Below are 20210 nucleotides of genomic sequence, written 5' to 3' on the forward strand. Positions count from 1 at the left end.
TGTAGGACGAAGTCCTTCCCGAAGGGTAGGATGAAGGATGAAGGCTGAAAAATTCCTAACTTCATCCTTCATACTTCATACTTCATACTTCATGGATAAAACCCAAGTTTGGGCAATCCCAAGGTTTCATCCCAACCCATCATGATGTTTAAACACTGAATCGCTTGACCCGCCTGCCCTTTAATGAGGTTATCGATTGCTGACATCACAATCACGCGTCTGGTACGCGGGTCAACTTCTATACCGATATAGCAGAGATTGCTGCCGCTAGCCCACTTTGTTTGGGGGTAAATGCCACTTTCGCAGACTTTTACCCAAGGAGCGTTACGGTAAAAAGCATTATAAATTGTTAACATATCATCTCTGACAAGACCGGGATCGCGCAGTGAGGCATACACAGTGGCCAAAATTCCCCGCACCATCGGGATCAGATGGGGAGTAAATTGGACTGTCAGCTCGTGTCCTGCCAAATCGCTACAAACTTGCTCAATTTCTGGGGTATGACGGTGACGAGCAACTCCGTATGCAGCGAGGGAGTTGTCTGCCTCAGCTAAGAGCATATTAATTTTAGCTTGTCGTCCTCCGCCAGATGTACCTGATTTAGCGTCGATAATGGCGGTTTCGGGCACAATTAAACCCTGCTTCAAGAGTGGTGAAAGAGCTAGAAGACTAGCTGTAGGATAGCAGCCGGGACAGCCGACAAGCTGCGCTTCGGCAATGCGATCGCGATAAAGTTCAGGTAATCCGTATACTGCTGTAGCCGCAATTTTTTGATCGCTTCTGTCTGTTCCATACCAAGTGGTATAGGTTGCCAAATTAGTGAATCGATAATCAGCACTGAGATCCAGTACCTTAATTCCTTTTTCTATAAGTTTTGGGGTAATTTGGCAAGCCAGACCATTTGGTAGGGACAGAAACACTGCTTGAGTGCGTTGGGCGATGATTTCTGGATCTACCGCCTCTATTGGCAGGTTAATTGCATGAGCCAGATGGGGGTAGAGATCTGCAAAGGGTTTTCCTGCACTACTCTCACCGCCTAAATAAACTAGTTCGACTTCTGGATGATCCATTAGTAGCCGAACTAACTGCACTCCGCCATAGCCTGACGCGCCAACAATCCCAACTGGTACGCGCCCATTATTGCCCATGATGATGAAATCCTTATCCGCTTTTGTTTAATTAGTTCTTAGCTATCAACATATCAGCGACCAGACGCGCAAAGCGCAATTAGCCACGGACTTGAGCCAGGTTATGGAGGCTCCGCACTTAATAGTGATGAGATTCTATGTTCTCACCAAAAGTCAGTTTTTTAGCTTTTTTCGCTGCGAGCCACCCGACTTGAAGCCAGGGGTGCTGACATCAACGCCATCCCAAACCTTTTATTGGTGGAATGAGTTTGATAGTATACTCCCGTTAAAGGCGTATTGCTGCTGCATTTGAGTACTAAACCTTAATTTTAGGGCAGAAATTCTGGCCATGTTATCAAATCATTGCTAGTGTACTTCTCTGCCTTATAAAGGAGTTACAATCTAAAATAAGAAATTGTTAAAAAAATTTACTTTTGGTAGCTGGAAATCCTCTGTGTCAAAGCCTAACAATCAACGGCAGTCGCCAGCCACTCCCCTAAACTCTAGCGACCAGAGCACTGGGGTGGCTCCGCAAGTAGAGAAAGCCTTTCAGCAGTCGCCTCAGTTGGCTGATAACGGTGCTAGCTCTTCACTCCCATCCTTTAAGTTTGATTCCATTGACGCAGCTTTAGCAGATTTAAAAGCTGGTCGAGTCATTGTTGTGGTAGATGACGAAAATCGCGAAAATGAAGGCGACTTGATATGTGCTGCCCAATTTGCCACACCTGACACGATCAACTTCATGGCAGTGGAAGCAAGAGGGTTGATTTGTCTGGCCATGAGTGGCGATCGCCTCGATGAACTAGACTTACCATTAATGGTGAGCAATATTACAGACACTAACCAGACAGCTTTTACCGTTAGCATTGATGCTGGGCCTCATTTGGGTGTAAGTACTGGAATCTCAGCCGAAGACCGCGCTCGTACTATCCAGGTGGCTCTTAACCCAGCAACCAAGCCTTTAGATTTACGTCGCCCTGGTCATATTTTCCCGATTCGCGCGAAGGAGGGAGGCGTACTCAAACGGGCGGGACATACAGAAGCGGCTGTAGACTTATCTCGATTAGCAGGGCTATATCCCGCTGGTGTAATTTGTGAAATTCAAAACCAAGATGGTTCAATGGCGCGTTTACCCCAGCTAATTGAGTATGCTCGCACTCACAATCTCAAAATTATTAGTATTGCGGACTTAATCAGTTATCGCCTCCAGCACGATCGCTTAGTTACTCGCGAAAGTATTGCCGAATTACCCACCCAGTTCGGTCACTTCAAAATCTACGCTTACCGCCATACTCTAGATAATTGCGAACACGTAGCCATTGTTAAAGGCGATCCCGCTCACTTCAAAGATGAGCCAGTAATGGTCAGAATGCATTCTGAGTGTTTAACTGGAGACGCTTTGGGTTCTTTGCGCTGCGATTGTCGGATGCAACTGCAAGCAGCATTGAAAATGATTGAAGCGGCTGGTCAAGGTGTCGTAGTATACCTGCGCCAAGAAGGCAGGGGAATTGGCTTGATTAATAAGCTGAAAGCCTATTCTTTACAAGATATGGGTCTGGATACGGTGGAAGCTAATGAGCGCTTGGGATTCGCCGCCGACCTGCGGGACTATGGTATGGGGGCACAAATGCTCATGGACTTGGGTATCAAACAGATTCGCCTGATTACGAATAATCCCCGTAAAATTGCAGGTGTTAAGGGCTATGGTCTGGAAGTAGTCGATCGCGTACCGTTATTGATTGAGGCGAATGACTACAATTCTTATTACCTAGCAACCAAGGCCAAAAAGCTCGGTCACATGCTCCTGCAAACTTATCTGGTGACAGTAGCTATACATTGGCAAGATGATCCCCAATCAGTAACCCAACGCTATGAACGCTTAGAAAAAATCCGCAATTTAGCCAAAAATTATGACTTATTGCTGCAAGAAGAAGCGCGACCATTAGCGATCGCTCTCTTTGACAAACCTTCCTTAACAGTACACTTAGGTTTTGACCAACCGAAAGTAGCTGCGGGTGATTGGTATCAGCAAAAGCATCATCCTTACCTCCAAGCTATCTTTCACATACTTGACAATCTCGCCACTTTACCCTATATCCAAAAGCTGGAATTTATGATTTCTTCAGGTAGCGATCCCCTGACGAATTTGCAAGTCCAAGTAGATCGCCAGACCTTTGCAGATGATACACTACCTTCGGCAATTTGCGATCGCTTAGAAACTCAGCAAATCTACAGCTTTAGCAAATAATTTTTGGTAAAATCTCACAAAAAATGCCAAACCCTGTAGGGGCGGGGAAACCCCCATTGGTGTCAACTTAAGCTAAAAGCTATATAGGGCAGGCGTTGTGCAAAACCCTCTCGCCCTCATCCCCTAACCCCTTCTCCCCAGGGAGAAGGGGAATTGGATCTCTAGCTCCCCTCTCCCCAGGGGAGAGGGGCTGGGGGTGAGGGCGAAACCTTGTCACCAAGCGGGTTTCACGTTAAGTTGACACGTATGGGAAACCCCGCCCTTAGCTTAGCGACTTAATTTTGAATTCCCTGCGGGGATTGCCGATAACTATGAAGTAAATCGAAGAACTTGTTAAAATCAAAATTTATGGGGTCAACTTTTTGACGTGAACGGTCTACAGCTTTATGGGTAGTGATGCGATCGTCTGGAACCTGACTTTGAGCGATTAACCAAGCCAGAGATTGATATTGAGCCTCAGTGTAGCCACTATGAGTTTGTACGTAGTCATTTCCCCAAGCTTCAGGTGGTGTTTCCAAAGAAACGTGATAAGCAAAATTATTGACGGATGGTGGCAAATTAGGGTTAGTTTTCACAGTTTCCGCGCCATTAGGCCCATCAAACACCGAATTACCTGCACCAAAAGCGCGCTTTTCTGGTGGTATTAGATACACCACCGTCCCATCTCGCTTAATTAAAGTGTGATAACTCGCTTGAATATTTTCATTATCATGATGTGTTTGAAAGAAATTAATCGCGCTAGACGCAGAATTACTAGTTTCATGTAGTACTACAATAGGCTGATTGCGTACAGGTACATTATTAATATCTTTGGTATATCTATCACCGTAGTTACTTGGATCAACTCGTGCGATTTCATACTGAGGTCTGTATTTCGCAAAAGCCATAGTAGTCCGATACCTGGCTACAGGCTGACTTTTTTTGACCCTTGATTTCCGAACCTCCTGAGATTCGCTACTCTGGTTTTTTGCTGTTTGTAATTGTGCTTTAGGATACTCACTCCAAGCTATCACCTCTGGAATCGATGTAGCTGTATTATTCTGTGGTTTTGTTACTTTCCCAGCAAACAGCGCCAAAATTAGAGTGGCGAACACGAGAAAAATCAGCATGACTTTAGTCGCCCATTCTCTAAATCTCATTTTTTGATACTTATAAAACAGTTAATTGTAATTTTAATATCTTGATATCAGTGAAAACTAGGCTACAAATATACTGAAGTATGAAGTATGAAGTATGAAGTATGAAGGTAATCTCCTATTGGAGATAATCAGGGTTTGAGCGTAGTATGAATTAATATTTCTTAACTACGCTATTGCGGATTTAACTAAGTGGAAGTCGCTGAACTAAGAAAAATGCTAAAGCCGCGCTACCTAAAGGAACTGTCAAATTGTCAATTCCTAGCAGGGAAAAAGCTTCTAAACCAGTAGCGACAACTGCTACTAGTAAAGATATTACCCAAGTTTGCCAAATATTTCCTTGGACACCCAGCAAAATTAAACTACTGACGAGATAACTAACAAAAGTCATCGTCAAAGAGCCTTCCCAGCTTTTTTGTGAACCAAAAACTTTATACTTATGTTGACCAAAGCGCTGACCGATTAAAGCTGCTAGTCCATCTCCCCATGTCATCACCAAAATTCCCAATGCTGCGTATTGGGGTTGTTGCAAGTACCAAAAAACGGCAATGAGAATACCGAAACTGACAGAGTAAAAAAATGTACCCAAACTTTGACGACCGACACTATTAATACCGGGGAGAATCGGCAAGCGGTAGGACAATAAGGTGACCGCGCTGGCTAAAATTGAAGCTGTAATGCCGATACTCGCAGGAATATTTAACCACCAAGCAAGTAAAATCACATTACCAGTGCCAATATGCACTATCTTGCGGACAATTTCTGGATCTTTATGGGCGAGGCGATTAACACAAGCGGCGATCGCTAAAATGAATAATACCCAAACCGCAACGATCGCAATTTGTAGCCATAAAGGAGAAATTGAGTCTAAAGCCGGAAATGTATTCACCAAAGATATTACTAGAAAGAAAAATTTGAGTCTTTATTTCTACTTTATTAGATTTGGTTGCTGCTATGAAACTATTATTGATTTGGCTGATTCGGGGCTACCGAATGTTTATCTCACCGCTATTTCCGCCTACTTGCCGTTTTCAACCCACTTGTTCCATGTACACCATGCAAGCAATTGAGAGATTTGGTGCTGTGCGCGGTACTTGGATGGGAATTCGCCGCATCTTGCGATGTCATCCATTTCATCCCGGTGGTTACGATCCAGTACCGGAGGTAGTTGAAAAAACAAAAGATTGTTGCTAGTTGTAGACGTGATCTGTTAAAAGATCTGCCCTATAAGTTTTGTAGAGTAAAAATTTAGGCAAATGTTTTTACTCTCTTACTTTAGAGAAAAATTTTTAGAATGATTAAAGAATTTCACATTTATCTGTCCCAGAAAATATACGTATGGAGCCAAAGAAACTTACTTTAAGTAACTAGGGACATCTACTATGAGTGGTACATTTGAACGCATCGGCACACTGAAGAGTAATACTCCCAAGAATCCTCAGCAAGAAATTAGGATTCGCTCATCAGCCACAACTAAAGAAAATAACATCCTAAAAGAAGTAGCGCCAGGTACTAAGGTCAAGGTTATTGGAGAAACCAAGGGAGAAGCCGTAAGCGAAAAATTTAGCAAATGGTATAAAGTTAGCTACGAAAATATTGAGGGTTTTGTAAATGAAAGTGTGATTGACGTATCTCCAATCCCATCCTCTCCAAATTCTGACAAAAACCCTCCACTTTTGCATTTTAAGACTAAAGATAAGGAGGTAAGAATTTTTAAAGAAGGAGGAAAAGTACTTATGAATGTCTACGATCAACTAAATAAAGATACCGAGTTATTGAAAGTCCCTGCGACAAAAGAAATAGAGGCAAATCAACATATTATATACCGTGCAAGCGAGCCACCATTGACATATAAGGTCGATTTTGTTCCGTCAGGTGAAGTCCATCTGATAATTATTAAAGATGACGGTACAGTAGTTTCAGACAATAAAGGAATCGCTCCATCTGGTCAAGAATGGGGAAAGTAGCTGTAATCATAGAATTAGCAACTCATTTTTTGTGTAATTTTATACTTAAATTATTTGCAATCTAGCAAATATATCATACGAGTTTATAGCCTGCTTAGTTGGGCTTTTTTTGTATAAATCCAAAATCTAAAATCTAAAAGTAAGAATGAGACCCTATCATCAAATACCAATCTTTGAGTGTGGTGAACCATTAGTAGGGATTCCTTTAAAATTATTTGCTGTGGAATCTCCCCATCCTTATGAAAAACTGTTAGCACCTTATGGGGCACATTCTCCTTATTATCTGCGGCAGAGTGTGGTGGAAAATTTAATCCAAGCTCAAAATTACTTGCGAGCGCTGCGTCCTCATTGGTACATCCAAATTTTTGACGCTTATCGTCCTGTGGCTGTGCAGCAGTTTATGGTAGATTACAGCTTTGCTCAAGCCCTAAATGAGAGAGGACTGATTGAGGCGGAATTATCGCCAAACCAGCGCCAAGAACTTTGGGAATTAGTTTATCAAATTTGGGCTGCACCTAGCTTAGATGAAAAAACGCCCCCACCTCATAGTACAGGTGCGGCGGTAGATGTGACCTTGGTAAATGAGCAAGGGCAAATCGTCGATATGGGTTCACCGATTGATGAATTGTCAGAGCGATCGCTTCCTGATTACTATATCAATAGTGAGTATCCAGAAGCACAACAGTATCACACTCACCGCCAGTTATTGCGCGATGTCATGTTAAAAGCTGGATTTCAACGCAATCCTAGAGAATGGTGGCATTTTTCTTTTGGCGATCAAATGTGGGCTTGGTTAAGTAATAAATCTAATCCGGAGAATTCTTTTACAGCTCGCTATGGGCGGTTTAAAATAGATGGCTAATTTACAGCATATTTCAGGTAAATGAACTACAGGTGTCAAACCATGTGGAGACTTTACTGAGGAGGTTATTTGCACAAGCGTTCATTTGGCTTAAAAGCTATTGTTTTTTACAAAGCTTTTACTGCCGCACTATTAATGGTTACTTCTATCGCTTTATTATTTGCATTAAAACATTATCAATATCTTGAAGAGTTTTCGGACGATTATGTTTTAGAAGGTAAAGCCAGAATTATTGATTGGATTGTCGAAAAAATTCTGAATTTTAATCCTAAAACATTAGCATTCAGTGGAATTGGTGCAGGGATTTATTCGATTGTAACTGCCATTGAAGCTATTGGTTTATGGTACGAAAAGCAATGGGCACATATTCTAGTATTGATACTAGTTGGGATTAGTATTCCACCAGAAATTTATGAATTAATTAAGGGTATATCTCCAGTTAAATTAATCGTATTTCTGATTAATGTCGGAGTATTCTGGTATTTATTCCGTAATTTTCCTAAACATAAACATTAATTTTTGCAGTAGATTTATGGCAAATTTTTTGATTTTTCATCAAAAATCAAAATTGAAAAAAATAATGCAACAGATGGGTAGGGCACAATAGCCCTTTCAAGGTGGGTAAAAATTTTGCTCAAAAAATCTCTTTTTAATCTCTTATCTCTGTGTCCTCTGTGTCTGGAGTGGTTAAATAAATTACTATTTTAACCGCAGAGTCCGCAGAGAGCGCAGAGAAAAAACGGATTTTACGAGTCACCTTGAAAGGGGTAGTAGGGGCACAACATTGTTCATTGGTGTCAACTTAAGCTAAAAGCTATATAGGGCAGGCGTTGTGCAAAACCCTCTCGCCCTCATCCCCTAACCCCTTCTCCCCAGGGAGAAGGGGAATTGGATCTCTAGCTCCCCTCTCCCCAGGGGAGAGGGGCTGGGGGTGAGGGCGAAACCTTGTCACCAAGCGGGTTTCACGTTAAGTTGACACGTATGAACATTGTTGTGCCCTTACGAATAATTTATGTGTCGCAAACATTATTTGAATGGGTATAAATTGACTCTGAACCCAGAAAGAGGGAAAATAAATTCTTCCCTTCTGCTATCTGCCCGGTTGCTTCCCGTAGTCAAAGGAAGCACTGCCTTTATTCCATCACAATTATTTTTGCAGCAGCGCGATCGCACAATGCATTATTTTAACTTCATTCACAATCCGCTCTAATTCTGTGGATAGGGTAGTTTGTTCGCGCACGGCTTGTAATGTGGGCGTTACAGTGTGGGGATTTGTGGCTATTTCTGATATCCGCAGTCTATGTAGCTGTTCAATTTCATTGTGAATTGCTTCGAGATAACTATCTAGTTCTGGTAATGCTTGCGGTGGCTGTCTTTGTTGCAGTGCATCTGCTAAGTTCTCTAAAACTGGGATAATCTCATCAGCCACTCGCCTGAGTTCAGTAAATTGATACTCGCCGCTAAATTCTCGCAGATGTTCGGCTAAGGTTGTCACTGAACTGAAAAAGGCGCGAATGTAAATCATCAGCGTCATTACAGGTTCAACTTCGCCCTGAACATGACGGGGTTCGCCAAATAATCTTTGGGCAGCCGCCTCAGCGTTGGCGTTTTCCAGTGCCGCTTGATGGCGTAGGGTGTTAATAGAATTAGCAGCAGCTTGTCGGGAATTGAGATAATTAGCAATCACTTGTTGAAAGTAAACAAGATTTGCTCGCATGGTTTTTTCTAGTTGGGTGGGGAGTTGCTGACGTTCCCAACTGGGGAAAAGCAGATAACTCCCCAGCAGTGCTAACACTCCCCCAGCGAGACTATCAACAATCCGCAATACTCCAATCTGCCAGCCATCTGCACTAATAACGTTAAGTAACAGAATGATCACGGGAGTCAGCAGAATAATAAATATGCTGTAGCTTAACGATCGCACTGACATCGCTGTAAACATCAGCAGTAAAATACAAACTGCGATCGCAATGGGATTTTTAATTAGTACAACTAGCGTAATACCAATTATTCCGCCTAAGAAAGTACCCAAGACTCGTTGTACTGTTGTCTGCGACGTTCCGCCAAAATTGGGCTTAAGTGCAACTACAGCAGTTAGGGTTACCCAATAGCCTCTGGGGAGTTGCAATACTGCGGCTACCAGTTCGGCTATTGTGGTAATTAATGCTAGGCGTAACGCATGACGAAACAAAACTGAATCAAAAGTCAGGTTATCCCGCAGCGTGTCAAGGAATGAAAAACCCTCTGATTGCACTGGCAAAGATACTTCGCGGCAAATTTGACTCCGCCGTTGTCCCGTACTCAAATCTGTAACAATCTCAGCATCGGTATGAAGTTGTTGACTCAGCTTTGTCAGAGTAGTTGTAATCTTCCTCAAGCTGACTAAATCCGAATATTCATCTGTTTGAATATCGCCTGTCTGATTAACAACTTGACTTCGCAATATTTGCCATTGATGTTCTAATGCTTCAATCTTTCGCTCCAAATCCCCCAGGTTAACTGAACTTCTACCTTTGGTAATTGCTGCTGATAAAGTTTGCAGTGCAATTGCTAACTCTGCCATTACTTGGCAAATTTCTCTTTTTATCCCAGAAAACAACGGGCGTGACGATGCGATCGCCAATAATTCTACCTCAGCCACCACAGAATTAATTATTTGGTTGGCATCCTCGATTAAAATTAGTAACTGATTCCCCCGTAAATTCACGGTTCTTTGTCCCTTCCAGACAGATGCCCAAGTATTACGAGCAGATGTTAAATCCTGTGTCACAGTATCCTGAGCTTGCAACAATTGCTGTGCCCAATCTCGAAGATCTTCCGGATTTAATATCCTCTGGCTGGCTAATTCCACGAATTTACTTAATGAGAGATAACATTTAGCAACAGACTCCATTACAGGTGTGTAAGGACGGATCACCCACAACCCTAAAGACAGCACCATTGCCCAGATGCCACCAGCCAGACATAATAAGCATTGCAACAGCACAGCAGATAAATCGGGAAATGAAGCAAATCTCGCCAGCGAGACAACAAACATAATCGAAATTACCAAGCTAACAGAAGCCGCTACACTGCCAAACAGACCTGCTAAACCTGCGAGAAAGATGACAATGAATGTTGTGGGAAGCGCTAACCACAGGGTGCTGCTAACTAAATTTGCTAACAGGAATGCTACAGTTACCCCGATAGTTGCTGCTATCATCGCAGTGGCTTTTTGACGATAAGCTCCGCCCACATCCACCATACTCACAAACATCGCCGCCATAACCGCGATCGCACTTGCAGCACCATTACCTGTCATAATTCCGATAACAACCGGAACACCTAGCGCTAACAGAGTCCGCAATCCGTAAGCAAATGCTGGCTTACCTGGCTTGAGTTGAAACTGCTGTAACAGCCAACTAAAAGAACCTCGATCTGTAGATGGCATTATTTAGGCTGGGGATTGTTGAAAAAAAGTAGAGAGCGATCGCTTCTTCAAGAATTGTAACTAGATATGACTGTGCGGCGAATAGTTATTGTCAATTGCTCTAAGTCAAAGCTTCATCATTCCAGTTCAGAACGCAAAGCTTAGATATTAAAACACCAATTGTCGAGTAAAAAGGGCGATCGCTCCAGTTCAGAACTCGGAATTTGCACTTCGGAACACCAATTGTCGAGTAAAAAAGGCGATCACTCGACTTCAAAGCCTCACCGTTTGACTTCCGAACACGAATTGTTGAGCAAAAAGGGCGATCGCTCGACTTCTGAACACGATCATTCGAGTTCGGAACTCGGAAGTTGCAGCTTGGAACACCAATTGTCGAGCAAAAAGGGCGATCGCTCGACTTCAAAGCTTGATAATTCAAGTTCGGAACTCAAAAGTTGCAGCTTGGAACACGAATTGTCGAGTCAAAAGGGCGTTGGTGCAGCCCAACCCAGGTATCGTTTTGTCTTTTTTGAGAATTGGATAATAACACTAACAAAATTATTAATATTGATATCTGTGAAGTTAGTGATACTCAGTAGAATGACGATATGGGTGTGAGGCTCCTTTGGAACCTGATGAATATAATGGATATATCTCAGTAATAAACCGCAGTTGGCTCACAGAGGATGATTAATAAATTACTGTTTAGGCTTTTATTTTGAGAAAATTGATTTATATACTTTTATACAGCCATTTAATCAAGTAAATTTAAAAATATGCCTAATGCGGTTAAAGTATTTTTTTCCTACTCCCACAGAGATGAAGCTTTACGTGACGAATTGGCAACTCATCTGAGCATGATGAAACGTCAAGGAGTTATTGAAGCTTGGCACGATCGCGAAATCAGTGCTGGGAGTGAATCGGCAAATGCCATTGATGAAAATCTTGAAGTTGCAGATATCATTCTGCTGCTGGTAAGTGCTAACTTTCTGGCTTCAGATTACTGCTACGACAAAGAAAAGTTAGAAAAACAAATTCAGGAAACCGAAACGGAACTGAAGCAATTAGATCAGCAGCTTGAGGAAATCGAGCAAAAGCTTTTTTAGTCTGACTTTTAAACCAGCCAACCTCTTGCCATATCTCCTATGAAGTCTATTGAAGTTTTTATTTCTTATCACCAAAAAGATGAAGAACTGCGCGAAGAGTTAGAGAAGCATCTAGCGACTTTGCTGCGGGAACAACTTATTACTAGTTGGCACAAGCGCGAAATTATCGCAGGGCAAGAGTTTCAAGCTGAAATTAATAAGTACCTCAAACGGGCTGGGCTAATTTTACTGTTGGTGAGTCCAGATTTTATTGCTTCGGACTATCACTGGACAGTTGAAGTTACACGAGCCTTAGAACAAAATGCCGCAGGTAAAGCTCGTGTGATTCCCGTATTGCTACGCCATGCAGATTGGGACAATCCTCCCATTGATAAATTGTCACCCCTGCCAAATAATCGCAAACCGATAAAAAGCTGGAGTGACAGAGATGAAGCATTCTTAGAAGTTGTTAAGGGAATTCGGCAAGAAGTGGCGCGATTAGTTGCTAGCTCAAATTATTCACCCCCCAAAGACAGTTCAGCAAACCAAAAGCCTCTTGCTCTCAAACCCGCAGCAGATAATGCTCCATCTCAGCCTGGTAATCAAGTTGAAACTGACCTAACGCTAGAACTTCCTTTGAACATCGCTGAATTGACCTACGGTGCAGAAAAGAAGATTGCATTGGAAGATGGCTCAATTACTGTTACTGTTCCATCTGGTTTTAGTCCTGGTAAGAAACTGCGGATTCGAGGTAAAGGTAAACTTAACCCGATAACCAATCAACGGGGAGATTTGTATCTCAAAGTTGTCAGTCTTCAAAAGGTAGAGGTATCACTGGAGGACTATCAGCAAAAGTTGCGACGATACGAGCAAGAATTAATCAAAGTCCTGCAATGGGAATATCCACTCAGCGAACACAGCCGTGAAGGACTCAAGAATTATCAGCAGATGCTAAAACTCAGGGATGAGGATGTAACTCTGCTTGAGGAGCAAGTTATAGTACAAGAGCAAGAAAAGCGCCAAGATAAAGTCACAAGCCTGATTAACGAAGCGGATCGCTTACACGACGAAGATAAAAAGTTCGAGGAAGCCGCCCTCAAATACCAAGCAGCCATCCGTCTTGACCCAAACTCTGTACTCGCTCACAATAACTTGGGGTTTGTTCTGGACAGCCTAGGTAGGCTAGAAGCAGCGATCGCCAGCTTTCAAACAGCCCTGCGCCTCGACCCAAATTATGCACCCGCTCACTATAACTTGGGGTATGTGCTGCACAAACTAGGTAGGCTAGAAGCAGCGATCGCCAGCTATCAAACAGCCCTACGCCTCGACCCAAACTTTGCACACGCTCACAATGGCTTGGGTTTAGCGCTGCTCCATCAAGGAAAGCTAGAACAAGCGCTCGCCGCCTACCAAAGAGCCTTGCAAATCGACCCAAACAATGCAAATGCTCACTATAGCTTGGGGAGAGTGCTACAAGATCAAGGGAAGTTGGAACAAGCGCTCGCCGCCTACCAAAGAGCCTTGCAAATCGACCCAAACAATGCAAATGCTCACTATAGCTTGGGGAGAGTGCTACAAGATCAAGGGAAGTTGGAACAAGCGCTCGCCAGCTATCAAACAGCCCTGCGCCTCGACCCAAACTATGCACAAGCTCACAATGGCTTGGGTTTAGCGCTTTCCAATCAAGGAAAGCTAGAAGCAGCGATCGCCAGCTATCAAACAGCCCTGCGTCTCGACCCGAACTTTGCACACGCTCACTTTAACTTGGGGATAGCGCTTTCCAATCAAGGAAAGCTAGAAGCAGCGATCGCCAGCTATCAAACAGCCCTGCGCCTCGACCCAAACTTTGCACTAGTTCACAATAACTTGGGGAGTGCGCTATACGATCAAGGAAAGCTAGAAGCAGCGATCGCCGAATTAGAAATAGCTGTTCATCTCGAACCTACTAACGCTCTGTTTCGTGAAAACTTAAAGACTATTAGGAATAAGAACAAGGGTTTTTAAGGGCGTTTATTTAGTTAATGAAATATTTGCAGTTTTATTCATCTCAAGGGTGTGTGATCGCTTGTTGTTGAGGATGCGATCGCTTGACCTCAAAGCCTTATAATTCAAGTTGTGAACTCGGAACTTGCAGCTTGTAACACGAATGGTCGAGTAAAAAAGGCGATCCTTCGACTTCGGAACACAAATTGTCGAGTAAAAAGTGCGAGCGCTCGACTTCAAAGCCTCAACGTTCAAGTTCAGAACACGAATTGTCGAGCAAAAAGGGCGAGCGCTCGACTTCAAAGCCTCAACGTTCAAGTTCAGAACACGAATTGTCGAGCAAAAAAGGCGAGCGCTCGACTTCAAAGCTTCATCGTTCAAGTTCTGAACACGAATTGTTGAGTAAAAAGGGCGAGCGCTCGACTTCAAAGCCTCAACGTTCAAGTTCAGAACACGAATTGTCGAGCAAAAAGGGCGATCGCTCGACTTCAAAGCCTCAACGTTCAAGTTCAGAACACGAATTGTCGAGTAAAAAAGGCGATCGCTTGACTTCAAAGCCTCATCGTTCAAGTTCAGAACACGAATTGTCGAGTAAAAAAGGCGATCGCTCGACTTCAAAGCCTCATCGTTCAAGTTCAGAACACGAATTGTCGAGTAAGAAAGGCGATCGCTTGACTTCAAAGCCCGATCGTTCAAGTTCTGAATTCTTTAGAACTTTTAATCTTTATAAACCTCCCCACGAACACCCACTCTGATTACAGTAATCAACAAAACATCATCATAAATTTCATATACAACTCGATAACTACCTACTCTAATTTGGTAAGTATTCTCTTCACCCTTTAACTTTTTAACTCCACTATGACGCGGTTCTGTGGCTAATGCATCTATTTTAGGTTGTATACGGTCTTATAAATCTTGAGAGAGGTTTTTATACATCTTTCTTGCACTAGGAGAGAATTCTACTTTGTAAGTCACAATTACGCCACGTCCTGTTTTCTCTCTTCGGCAATTTCTTTTTTGATTTCTTCCCAAGAGATAGTACCGTTAAGGCGTATCTCTTCTCTAGATTCCTTAACAGCTTTCAAATCTTCCTCATCCTCTTCATCTTCGATTCTTTGAAGTAGGGCATAAATTTCATCTAGGGTACTGTCATAAGCTTGATGTAACAGTACGTTAATAGATTGGATTAATTCTTCGCGTTCTTGGTCAGTTTTCATTTTCACTACCTCTTAAGGTTTAATCATTCATCCCATACTCTGTAAAAAATGACATAGTCTTCAAGCGGTAATGCTCACAAGTCATAGCGGATTTCTGCATAGCTTTTACCACTGTTAGGAAATATGACAATTTGTTGACACTTGCGGTTAAATTTTTGAAAAAAATGCTTACCTGCTTCCAGGTTATTTTGTGCAAAATATTCAGCAATTTGGTTGAGATCTTGACTGGCAAGAATATTGATAACGTAGCGATTCATTTTTCTGCCTGTCGTTGTTGCTCAAACCGATCTAAAATTTGATTTACGAATGTTTCACCATCAATGGGTGCTGTCTGTTCTGAAACAGCGATCGCGGCATCAATTTTTTCTCGGACATCCTTTACCCATTCAGCCTCACCACGATCATACTCATCCAGCAACCGTAGAGCAATTTCCAGCAACTCCTCTACAGAGTTGTATTTCCCTGCTTGGAGCTTTTTTTGAATAAAGCGTTCTTGGTTAGGAGTGAGACTGATGCTCATAGGAAATTTAGATTGAGGCTGTATATAAGCACCATTTTAAGTCCAAAAACTTCATGTATCTGGGTAAGTGGCATTGCTTTGCAAACTACCCTAGGCGATCGCCTTAGTGAACCTTCTTCGATAATCCAACCACTGTGAATGGTCGCACTTCTATCTTCCCAAATCGCCAACCAAAAAGTTCTGGTAAAAAAACGGCTCTAGGAATGGAATAACCCAGGATAATGAATCATAATTATTCTCTATAGCTTTTTGCTATCAGCCATCAGCCACAAGCTGAAATGCCGAATGCTAAAAGCTTTCGATTCAAATCTACAAATTGACTATGAATCCAGAACCAGTCAAAAGTTCTCTTAATATTTCGCCAGCGATTCGCGTAGGAGTACTGGGTTTCGGCGGACTCGGACAAGCAGCCGCCAAGGTACTTGCTGGTAAACGGGAAATGATTTTAGTAGCAGTAGCAGATCAAAAGGGCTTCGCTTACGCTGCTGAAGGTTTAAATGTGCAAGAATGTATTGCAACCTACCAATCTCAAGGTTCGGTAGGTTATTTAGAGCCAGTTGGAACTTTAACAAATAACAGCATTCAAGATTTAATTGACACCACACAACCTGTAGATGGGTATTTTCTAGCTTTACCCAATTTACCCAACGATTTTATTCCTTCTGTCGCCAAGCAGTTTATCGCCGCAGGTTGGCAAGGGGTGCTAGTGGATGCGATTAAGCGCACCAGTGCTGTAGAACAACTCTTGGCGATGAAAGAAGAACTGGAAGCCGCCGGAATTACCTATATGACAGGATGTGGCGCGACACCTGGATTATTAACAGCCGCAGCCGCTTTAGCCGCTCAAAGCTACGCCGAAATTCACAAAGTTGAAATTACTTTTGGGGTAGGAATTGCTAACTGGGAAGCTTACCGCGCCACCGTTCGCGAAGACATTGGACACATGCCCGGTTATTCAGTCGAAGCCGCTAGGGCAATGAGTGACGCAGAAGTAGAAGCACTACTAGATAAAACCAACGGCGTGCTGACCTTAGAGAACATGGAACACGCCGATGATATTATGCTAGAAGTAGCAGGGATAGTAGGGCGCGATCGCGTGACAGTTGGTGGTGTCGTGGATACGCGCAATCCTAAAAAGCCCCTCAGCACCAACGTTAAAGTTACAGGACGTACCTTTGAAGGGAAAATTTCCACCCATACCTTCACTTTAGGCGATGAAACCAGCATGGCAGCCAATGTCTGCGGTCCTGCCTTTGGTTATCTTAAAGCCGGTCGGCAATTGCAGCAACGCAGCATCTATGGAATCTTTACTGCTGCCGAAATTATGCCGCAATTTGTGAAATAAGGGCATAGGGCATGGGGCATTGGTTTCCTCTGCTTCCTCTGCTTCCTCTGCCCCCCTGCTCACTGAGCGTTCGCGTAGCGTCTCGCAGAGAAGTCGAAGTGCTAGCCCCTAGCCCCTAGCCCTTCTTCATCCCTTCTTTCCTCTTCATCTAACCATTCTAACTTTTGTATAATAAATGGCAGTTCTGCGCCTACAAGACCCTGTTGAATGCGTTCTGAAGACTCACTAAAAACGACAAACAAAGGATAAACAGAATTAGCCCCTTCACTCAAAATATGATGGTGACGTTCGGGCATCAACCACTCATAATCCTTGTCAAGCAGAACTTGAGTTTGTCGCCACCGTCCCAACAAATCAGAAAAATCTTCATGGGGACGATGAATAAAGATTAAAATCTCGGCTCCAGTTTTAATTTTCCACTCTGGATCGCACATTAATATTGCTATATCACAGGGTAGACAAGTTGTTTGGGCAGGCGTCGTTTCAGTTTGGCGCAGACGCACAATCGGCAAAGGAATAGAGATCACACTTTCATTAGGACGGCGCAGACTGGGAATCATCTCCCAGTAAGGTCGATACTCTTTTAATAACGCGATCGCAGCCAGATGATGACTATACTCCGCTAAACTAGCTTCATAATCAGATTTTTGCACAGGCATATTTCTGCAAAGTCGAAAATATGAATAATGAATGATAAAGTCGGAAGTAAAACAATTTTCATACTTCCAACTTCATTCTTTAGCCTTTTGTTAGCCCAGTTTTTCAAATACTTTAAACATAGGCAAATACATTGCTAACAAAATCGTACCCACCATGCCCCCTAAAACCACAATCATCAGTGGTTCTAAAACACTAGTTAAAGCTTTAACAGCCTGCTCAACTTCATCTTCATAAAAATCCGCAACTTTCATCAACATCCCATCCAATTCCCCAGTTTCTTCGCCAATACTCATCATCTGAATTGCCATAGCTGGAAAAACCGCGTCTTTTTGCAATGCAACACTAATCATGCCCCCTTGTTGAATCTCTATACGGGCTGCATCTATCGCATTAGCCACAATTTGGTTTCCTGATGTATCCCGGACAATTTCTAAACAAGTGAGAATGGGTACACCAGAACGAGTCAGCGAGCCAAAAGTACGGCTAAAGCGGGCAACTGCGGATTTTTGAATCAAATCACCAAACAAAGGCACATTGAGAGAAAGACGGTCGATAGTTAATTTACCAACAGGGGTTTTGTAATATTGCTTATAGGCAAATACAAATGCCATAATTCCAGCAATAATCGCTAGAGACCAATAACTGCGTAATACGTCACTACAATTCATCAAGAATTGTGTTAAAGCAGGTAATTCGATACCTATGTCTTTAAAGATTTTGGCAAAAATGGGAATCAAAAAAACCGTCATCCCGACAAAAATTGCGGTTGCTAAAAAACCCACAACCATTGGATAAGACAATGCCGCTTTAATTTGGTTTTGTAAACGAGCAACATCTTCTAACAACTTAGCTAGGCGATTTAACACTTCGTCGAGAACACCACCAATTTCGCCAGCTTGAACCATACTGACATACAAATTATCAAAGCAATCAGGATGCTTACGCATTGAATCTGAAAGATTTGTGCCAGTTTGAACATCATTACTAATGTCAAGCAAGGCTGCTTTTAATTTAGGATTGCTACATTGCTCACCCAGTACTCCCAAGCTTCTGACTATTGCTACACCTGCATTTGTCAAAACGGCAAATTGGCGAGAAAAAACCGCTTTATCCTTAACAGAAACCTTCACCATTGATGTCTGGAATTTCTGCAAATCAAAGCTGAATCCGCCTTGGGATTCTTTTAAATCTTGGATAACAAAACCTAGATCTCTAAGATTATTACGAGCTTGAGCTAGGGATTCAGCAGAAAATTTTTCAGTTCGGGATTTTCCTTGTGCATCCCGAACACGGGCAACATAAGTAGGCATAGGCTATAAATTCAAAATAGTCAAGAGTCAATAGTTAAACGTCAAGGGTTAAGAGGCAAAATAGGCAATAAGCAATAGTCATTCTCTTCGCTACTAGCGTCTCCTCATCTACCTCATCCCCCTTATCTCCATCCACATTAGTGAGCTTTCGCAACACCATTAGCGCCAGGTTTTGCACCTGCTGCTGGTGGTGCCCCACCGATCAAACGTTGAATTTCATCTGGTTTAGAAGTCTTAGAAATAGCCGCTTCAAAAGAGATAGTTCCAGCTTTATATAAATCGGCTAAAACTTTTTCTAGAGTTTGCATACCCAATTTACCGCCAGTCTGAATTGCTGAGTAAATTTGAGATGTTTTGCCTTCGCGAATTAAGTTAGAAATAGCGGGAGTAATAATCATAATTTCTTGAGCCATTACCCGACCGTACTCACCAGGTTTGGGATTTTTCTTGGGTACTAAAGTTTGGCTAAATACCGCCACTAATGAGTTAGATAACTGCACCCGCACTTGAGTTTGTCTTTCATGGGGGAAAACGTCGATAATCCGGTCAACTGTCTGGGCAGCAGAACTAGTGTGCAAAGTACCAAATACTAAGTGCCCTGTTTCCGCAGCAGAAATAGCCAAAGAAATTGTTTCTAAATCTCGCATTTCCCCCACCAGAATAATATCTGGGTCTTCCCGTAAGGCTGCTTTTAAAGCATTAGCAAAACTCTTTGTATCTTCACCAAGTTGTCGCTGGTGAACCAAGCTTTTAATTGGTTCATAAACAAATTCAATTGGGTCTTCTACTGTCAAAATATGCTCCGCCTTAGTGCGGTTAATCAAGTCAATCATTGCCGCGAGAGTAGTTGTTTTACCAGAACCAGTCGGCCCTGTCACCAAAATTAGTCCTCTAGGCTTTTCTGTCATTTCCCGCACGACATCTGGCAGACCCAATTTATCAAAGTTGGGAATTTTAGAACTCAGCGCACGCAAGCAAGCAGCATAAGAACCACGATCCTTATAGACATTGACGCGGAAACGAGCCAAGCCCTTCACACCATAAGAACAATCCAGTTCCCAGGTCTGCTCTAAAGTTTTACGCTGAGTATTGTTGAGCATACTAAAGATCAGTCTCTGACACTGATCGGCAGTCAATACGTGGTCGCCGATGGGAGTGAGTTTGCCACTAATCCGGAAATAGGGAGGTAACCCTGCGGATAAATGCATATCCGAACCCCCCATTTCAATCATCTGCTCCATCAAGTCTTCAATCATCATTTCCATAGTTTTGCTTCCTTGTTATTTGTTATTTATTTGTCAGTTGTCAGTTGTTATTTGTCTAATGACCAATGACTAT

The 20210-nt window shown here is 42.7% G+C and carries 21 protein-coding genes; 8 read left to right on the forward strand and 13 right to left on the reverse strand.

What is annotated here, in order from left to right:
- Window positions 1-89 precede the first annotated feature (89 nt).
- On the reverse strand, window positions 90-1148 hold the full coding sequence (argC, locus tag AACU32_RS36590) for an N-acetyl-gamma-glutamyl-phosphate reductase (RefSeq protein WP_096607148.1): 1059 nt from the start codon (window positions 1146-1148) through the stop codon (window positions 90-92).
- Between the two features lie 544 nt (window positions 1149-1692).
- Between argC and ribBA the strand changes: the two genes are divergently transcribed.
- The gene (ribBA, locus tag AACU32_RS36595) at window positions 1693-3375 is read left to right on the forward strand and encodes a bifunctional 3,4-dihydroxy-2-butanone-4-phosphate synthase/GTP cyclohydrolase II (RefSeq protein ID WP_096608339.1); all 1683 of its coding nucleotides are present in this window, start codon (window positions 1693-1695) and stop codon (window positions 3373-3375) included.
- A 275-nt stretch (window positions 3376-3650) separates the two neighbouring features.
- Here ribBA and AACU32_RS36600 read toward each other — a convergent pair whose 3' ends face one another.
- Window positions 3651-4514: an N-acetylmuramoyl-L-alanine amidase gene (locus AACU32_RS36600; protein WP_096607149.1), complete on the reverse strand. Its 864-nt coding sequence runs from the start codon at window positions 4512-4514 to the stop codon at window positions 3651-3653.
- Between the two features lie 181 nt (window positions 4515-4695).
- Entirely contained in the window at window positions 4696-5403 is a 708-nt protein-coding gene (locus tag AACU32_RS36605; RefSeq protein ID WP_096607150.1) for a diacylglycerol/polyprenol kinase family protein, read from the reverse strand.
- 62 nt (window positions 5404-5465) lie between these two features.
- On the opposite strand from AACU32_RS36605, the gene yidD reads away from it, so the two are divergent.
- The 4 genes from yidD to AACU32_RS36625 all read left to right on the forward strand — a co-directional run bounded on the left by yidD (window position 5466) and on the right by AACU32_RS36625 (window position 7856).
- Window positions 5466-5705, forward strand: a complete 240-nt coding sequence (gene yidD, locus AACU32_RS36610) for a membrane protein insertion efficiency factor YidD (RefSeq protein WP_096607151.1) — start codon at window positions 5466-5468, stop codon at window positions 5703-5705.
- Between the two features lie 188 nt (window positions 5706-5893).
- On the forward strand, window positions 5894-6478 hold the full coding sequence (locus AACU32_RS36615) for an SH3 domain-containing protein (protein ID WP_096607152.1): 585 nt from the start codon (window positions 5894-5896) through the stop codon (window positions 6476-6478).
- Between the two features lie 145 nt (window positions 6479-6623).
- Window positions 6624-7340: a M15 family metallopeptidase gene (locus tag AACU32_RS36620; protein ID WP_096607153.1), complete on the forward strand. Its 717-nt coding sequence runs from the start codon at window positions 6624-6626 to the stop codon at window positions 7338-7340.
- 69 nt (window positions 7341-7409) lie between these two features.
- The gene (locus AACU32_RS36625) at window positions 7410-7856 is read left to right on the forward strand and encodes a DUF2127 domain-containing protein (RefSeq protein ID WP_096607154.1); all 447 of its coding nucleotides are present in this window, start codon (window positions 7410-7412) and stop codon (window positions 7854-7856) included.
- Between the two features lie 631 nt (window positions 7857-8487).
- Here AACU32_RS36625 and AACU32_RS36630 read toward each other — a convergent pair.
- The gene (locus AACU32_RS36630; protein WP_096607155.1) at window positions 8488-10770 is read right to left on the reverse strand and encodes an FUSC family protein; all 2283 of its coding nucleotides are present in this window, start codon (window positions 10768-10770) and stop codon (window positions 8488-8490) included.
- Window positions 10771-10870: 100 nt separating this feature from the next.
- Window positions 10871-11188 (reverse strand): hypothetical protein, encoded by a 318-nt coding sequence (locus tag AACU32_RS36635; RefSeq protein ID WP_339378573.1) that lies wholly within the window; start codon window positions 11186-11188, stop codon window positions 10871-10873.
- A 337-nt stretch (window positions 11189-11525) separates the two neighbouring features.
- On the opposite strand from AACU32_RS36635, the gene AACU32_RS36640 reads away from it, so the two are divergent.
- Window positions 11526-11855, forward strand: a complete 330-nt coding sequence (locus AACU32_RS36640) for a toll/interleukin-1 receptor domain-containing protein (RefSeq protein WP_096607156.1) — start codon at window positions 11526-11528, stop codon at window positions 11853-11855.
- A gap of 39 nt (window positions 11856-11894) precedes the next feature.
- Complete coding sequence (locus tag AACU32_RS36645; RefSeq protein WP_096607157.1) at window positions 11895-13838, forward strand: tetratricopeptide repeat protein; 1944 nt, start codon at window positions 11895-11897, stop codon at window positions 13836-13838.
- Window positions 13839-13844: 6 nt separating this feature from the next.
- On the opposite strand, the gene AACU32_RS36650 is transcribed toward AACU32_RS36645, so the two are convergent.
- The 5 genes from AACU32_RS36650 to AACU32_RS36670 form a co-directional block, all read right to left on the reverse strand.
- Window positions 13845-14513, reverse strand: a complete 669-nt coding sequence (locus AACU32_RS36650; protein ID WP_339378574.1) for a hypothetical protein — start codon at window positions 14511-14513, stop codon at window positions 13845-13847.
- A 21-nt stretch (window positions 14514-14534) separates the two neighbouring features.
- Window positions 14535-14720 carry a type II toxin-antitoxin system RelE family toxin gene (locus AACU32_RS36655; protein ID WP_339378732.1) on the reverse strand — a complete coding sequence of 62 codons (186 nt, stop codon included), beginning with the start codon at window positions 14718-14720 and terminating at the stop codon, window positions 14535-14537.
- 77 nt (window positions 14721-14797) lie between these two features.
- Entirely contained in the window at window positions 14798-15037 is a 240-nt protein-coding gene (locus AACU32_RS36660) for a hypothetical protein (protein WP_086766708.1), read from the reverse strand.
- Window positions 15038-15111: 74 nt separating this feature from the next.
- Window positions 15112-15294 carry a type II toxin-antitoxin system RelE/ParE family toxin gene (locus AACU32_RS36665; RefSeq protein WP_096607158.1) on the reverse strand — a complete coding sequence of 61 codons (183 nt, stop codon included), beginning with the start codon at window positions 15292-15294 and terminating at the stop codon, window positions 15112-15114.
- Window positions 15291-15557: a ribbon-helix-helix domain-containing protein gene (locus tag AACU32_RS36670; protein WP_096607159.1), complete on the reverse strand. Its 267-nt coding sequence runs from the start codon at window positions 15555-15557 to the stop codon at window positions 15291-15293. Before AACU32_RS36670 ends, AACU32_RS36665 begins: the two co-directional genes overlap by 4 nt.
- Before the next feature lie 322 nt (window positions 15558-15879).
- On the opposite strand from AACU32_RS36670, the gene bioU reads away from it, so the two are divergent.
- Window positions 15880-16902, forward strand: coding sequence for a (S)-8-amino-7-oxononanoate synthase BioU (gene bioU / locus AACU32_RS36675; protein WP_096607160.1), 1023 nt, complete (start codon window positions 15880-15882; stop codon window positions 16900-16902).
- A 101-nt stretch (window positions 16903-17003) separates the two neighbouring features.
- Here the strand turns inward: bioU and AACU32_RS36680 are convergent, their stop codons facing one another.
- From AACU32_RS36680 to AACU32_RS36690, 3 genes are all read right to left on the reverse strand, one after another.
- Window positions 17004-17561 (reverse strand): hypothetical protein, encoded by a 558-nt coding sequence (locus AACU32_RS36680; RefSeq protein WP_096607161.1) that lies wholly within the window; start codon window positions 17559-17561, stop codon window positions 17004-17006.
- Between the two features lie 90 nt (window positions 17562-17651).
- Complete coding sequence (locus AACU32_RS36685; RefSeq protein ID WP_096607162.1) at window positions 17652-18872, reverse strand: type II secretion system F family protein; 1221 nt, start codon at window positions 18870-18872, stop codon at window positions 17652-17654.
- Window positions 18873-19009: 137 nt separating this feature from the next.
- Window positions 19010-20137, reverse strand: coding sequence for a type IV pilus twitching motility protein PilT (locus AACU32_RS36690; protein ID WP_096607163.1), 1128 nt, complete (start codon window positions 20135-20137; stop codon window positions 19010-19012).
- Window positions 20138-20210 lie beyond the last annotated feature (73 nt).

Source organism: Calothrix sp. NIES-2100 (assembly GCF_963875285.1).
Classification (GTDB): Bacteria; Cyanobacteriota; Cyanobacteriia; order Cyanobacteriales; family Nostocaceae; genus Aulosira.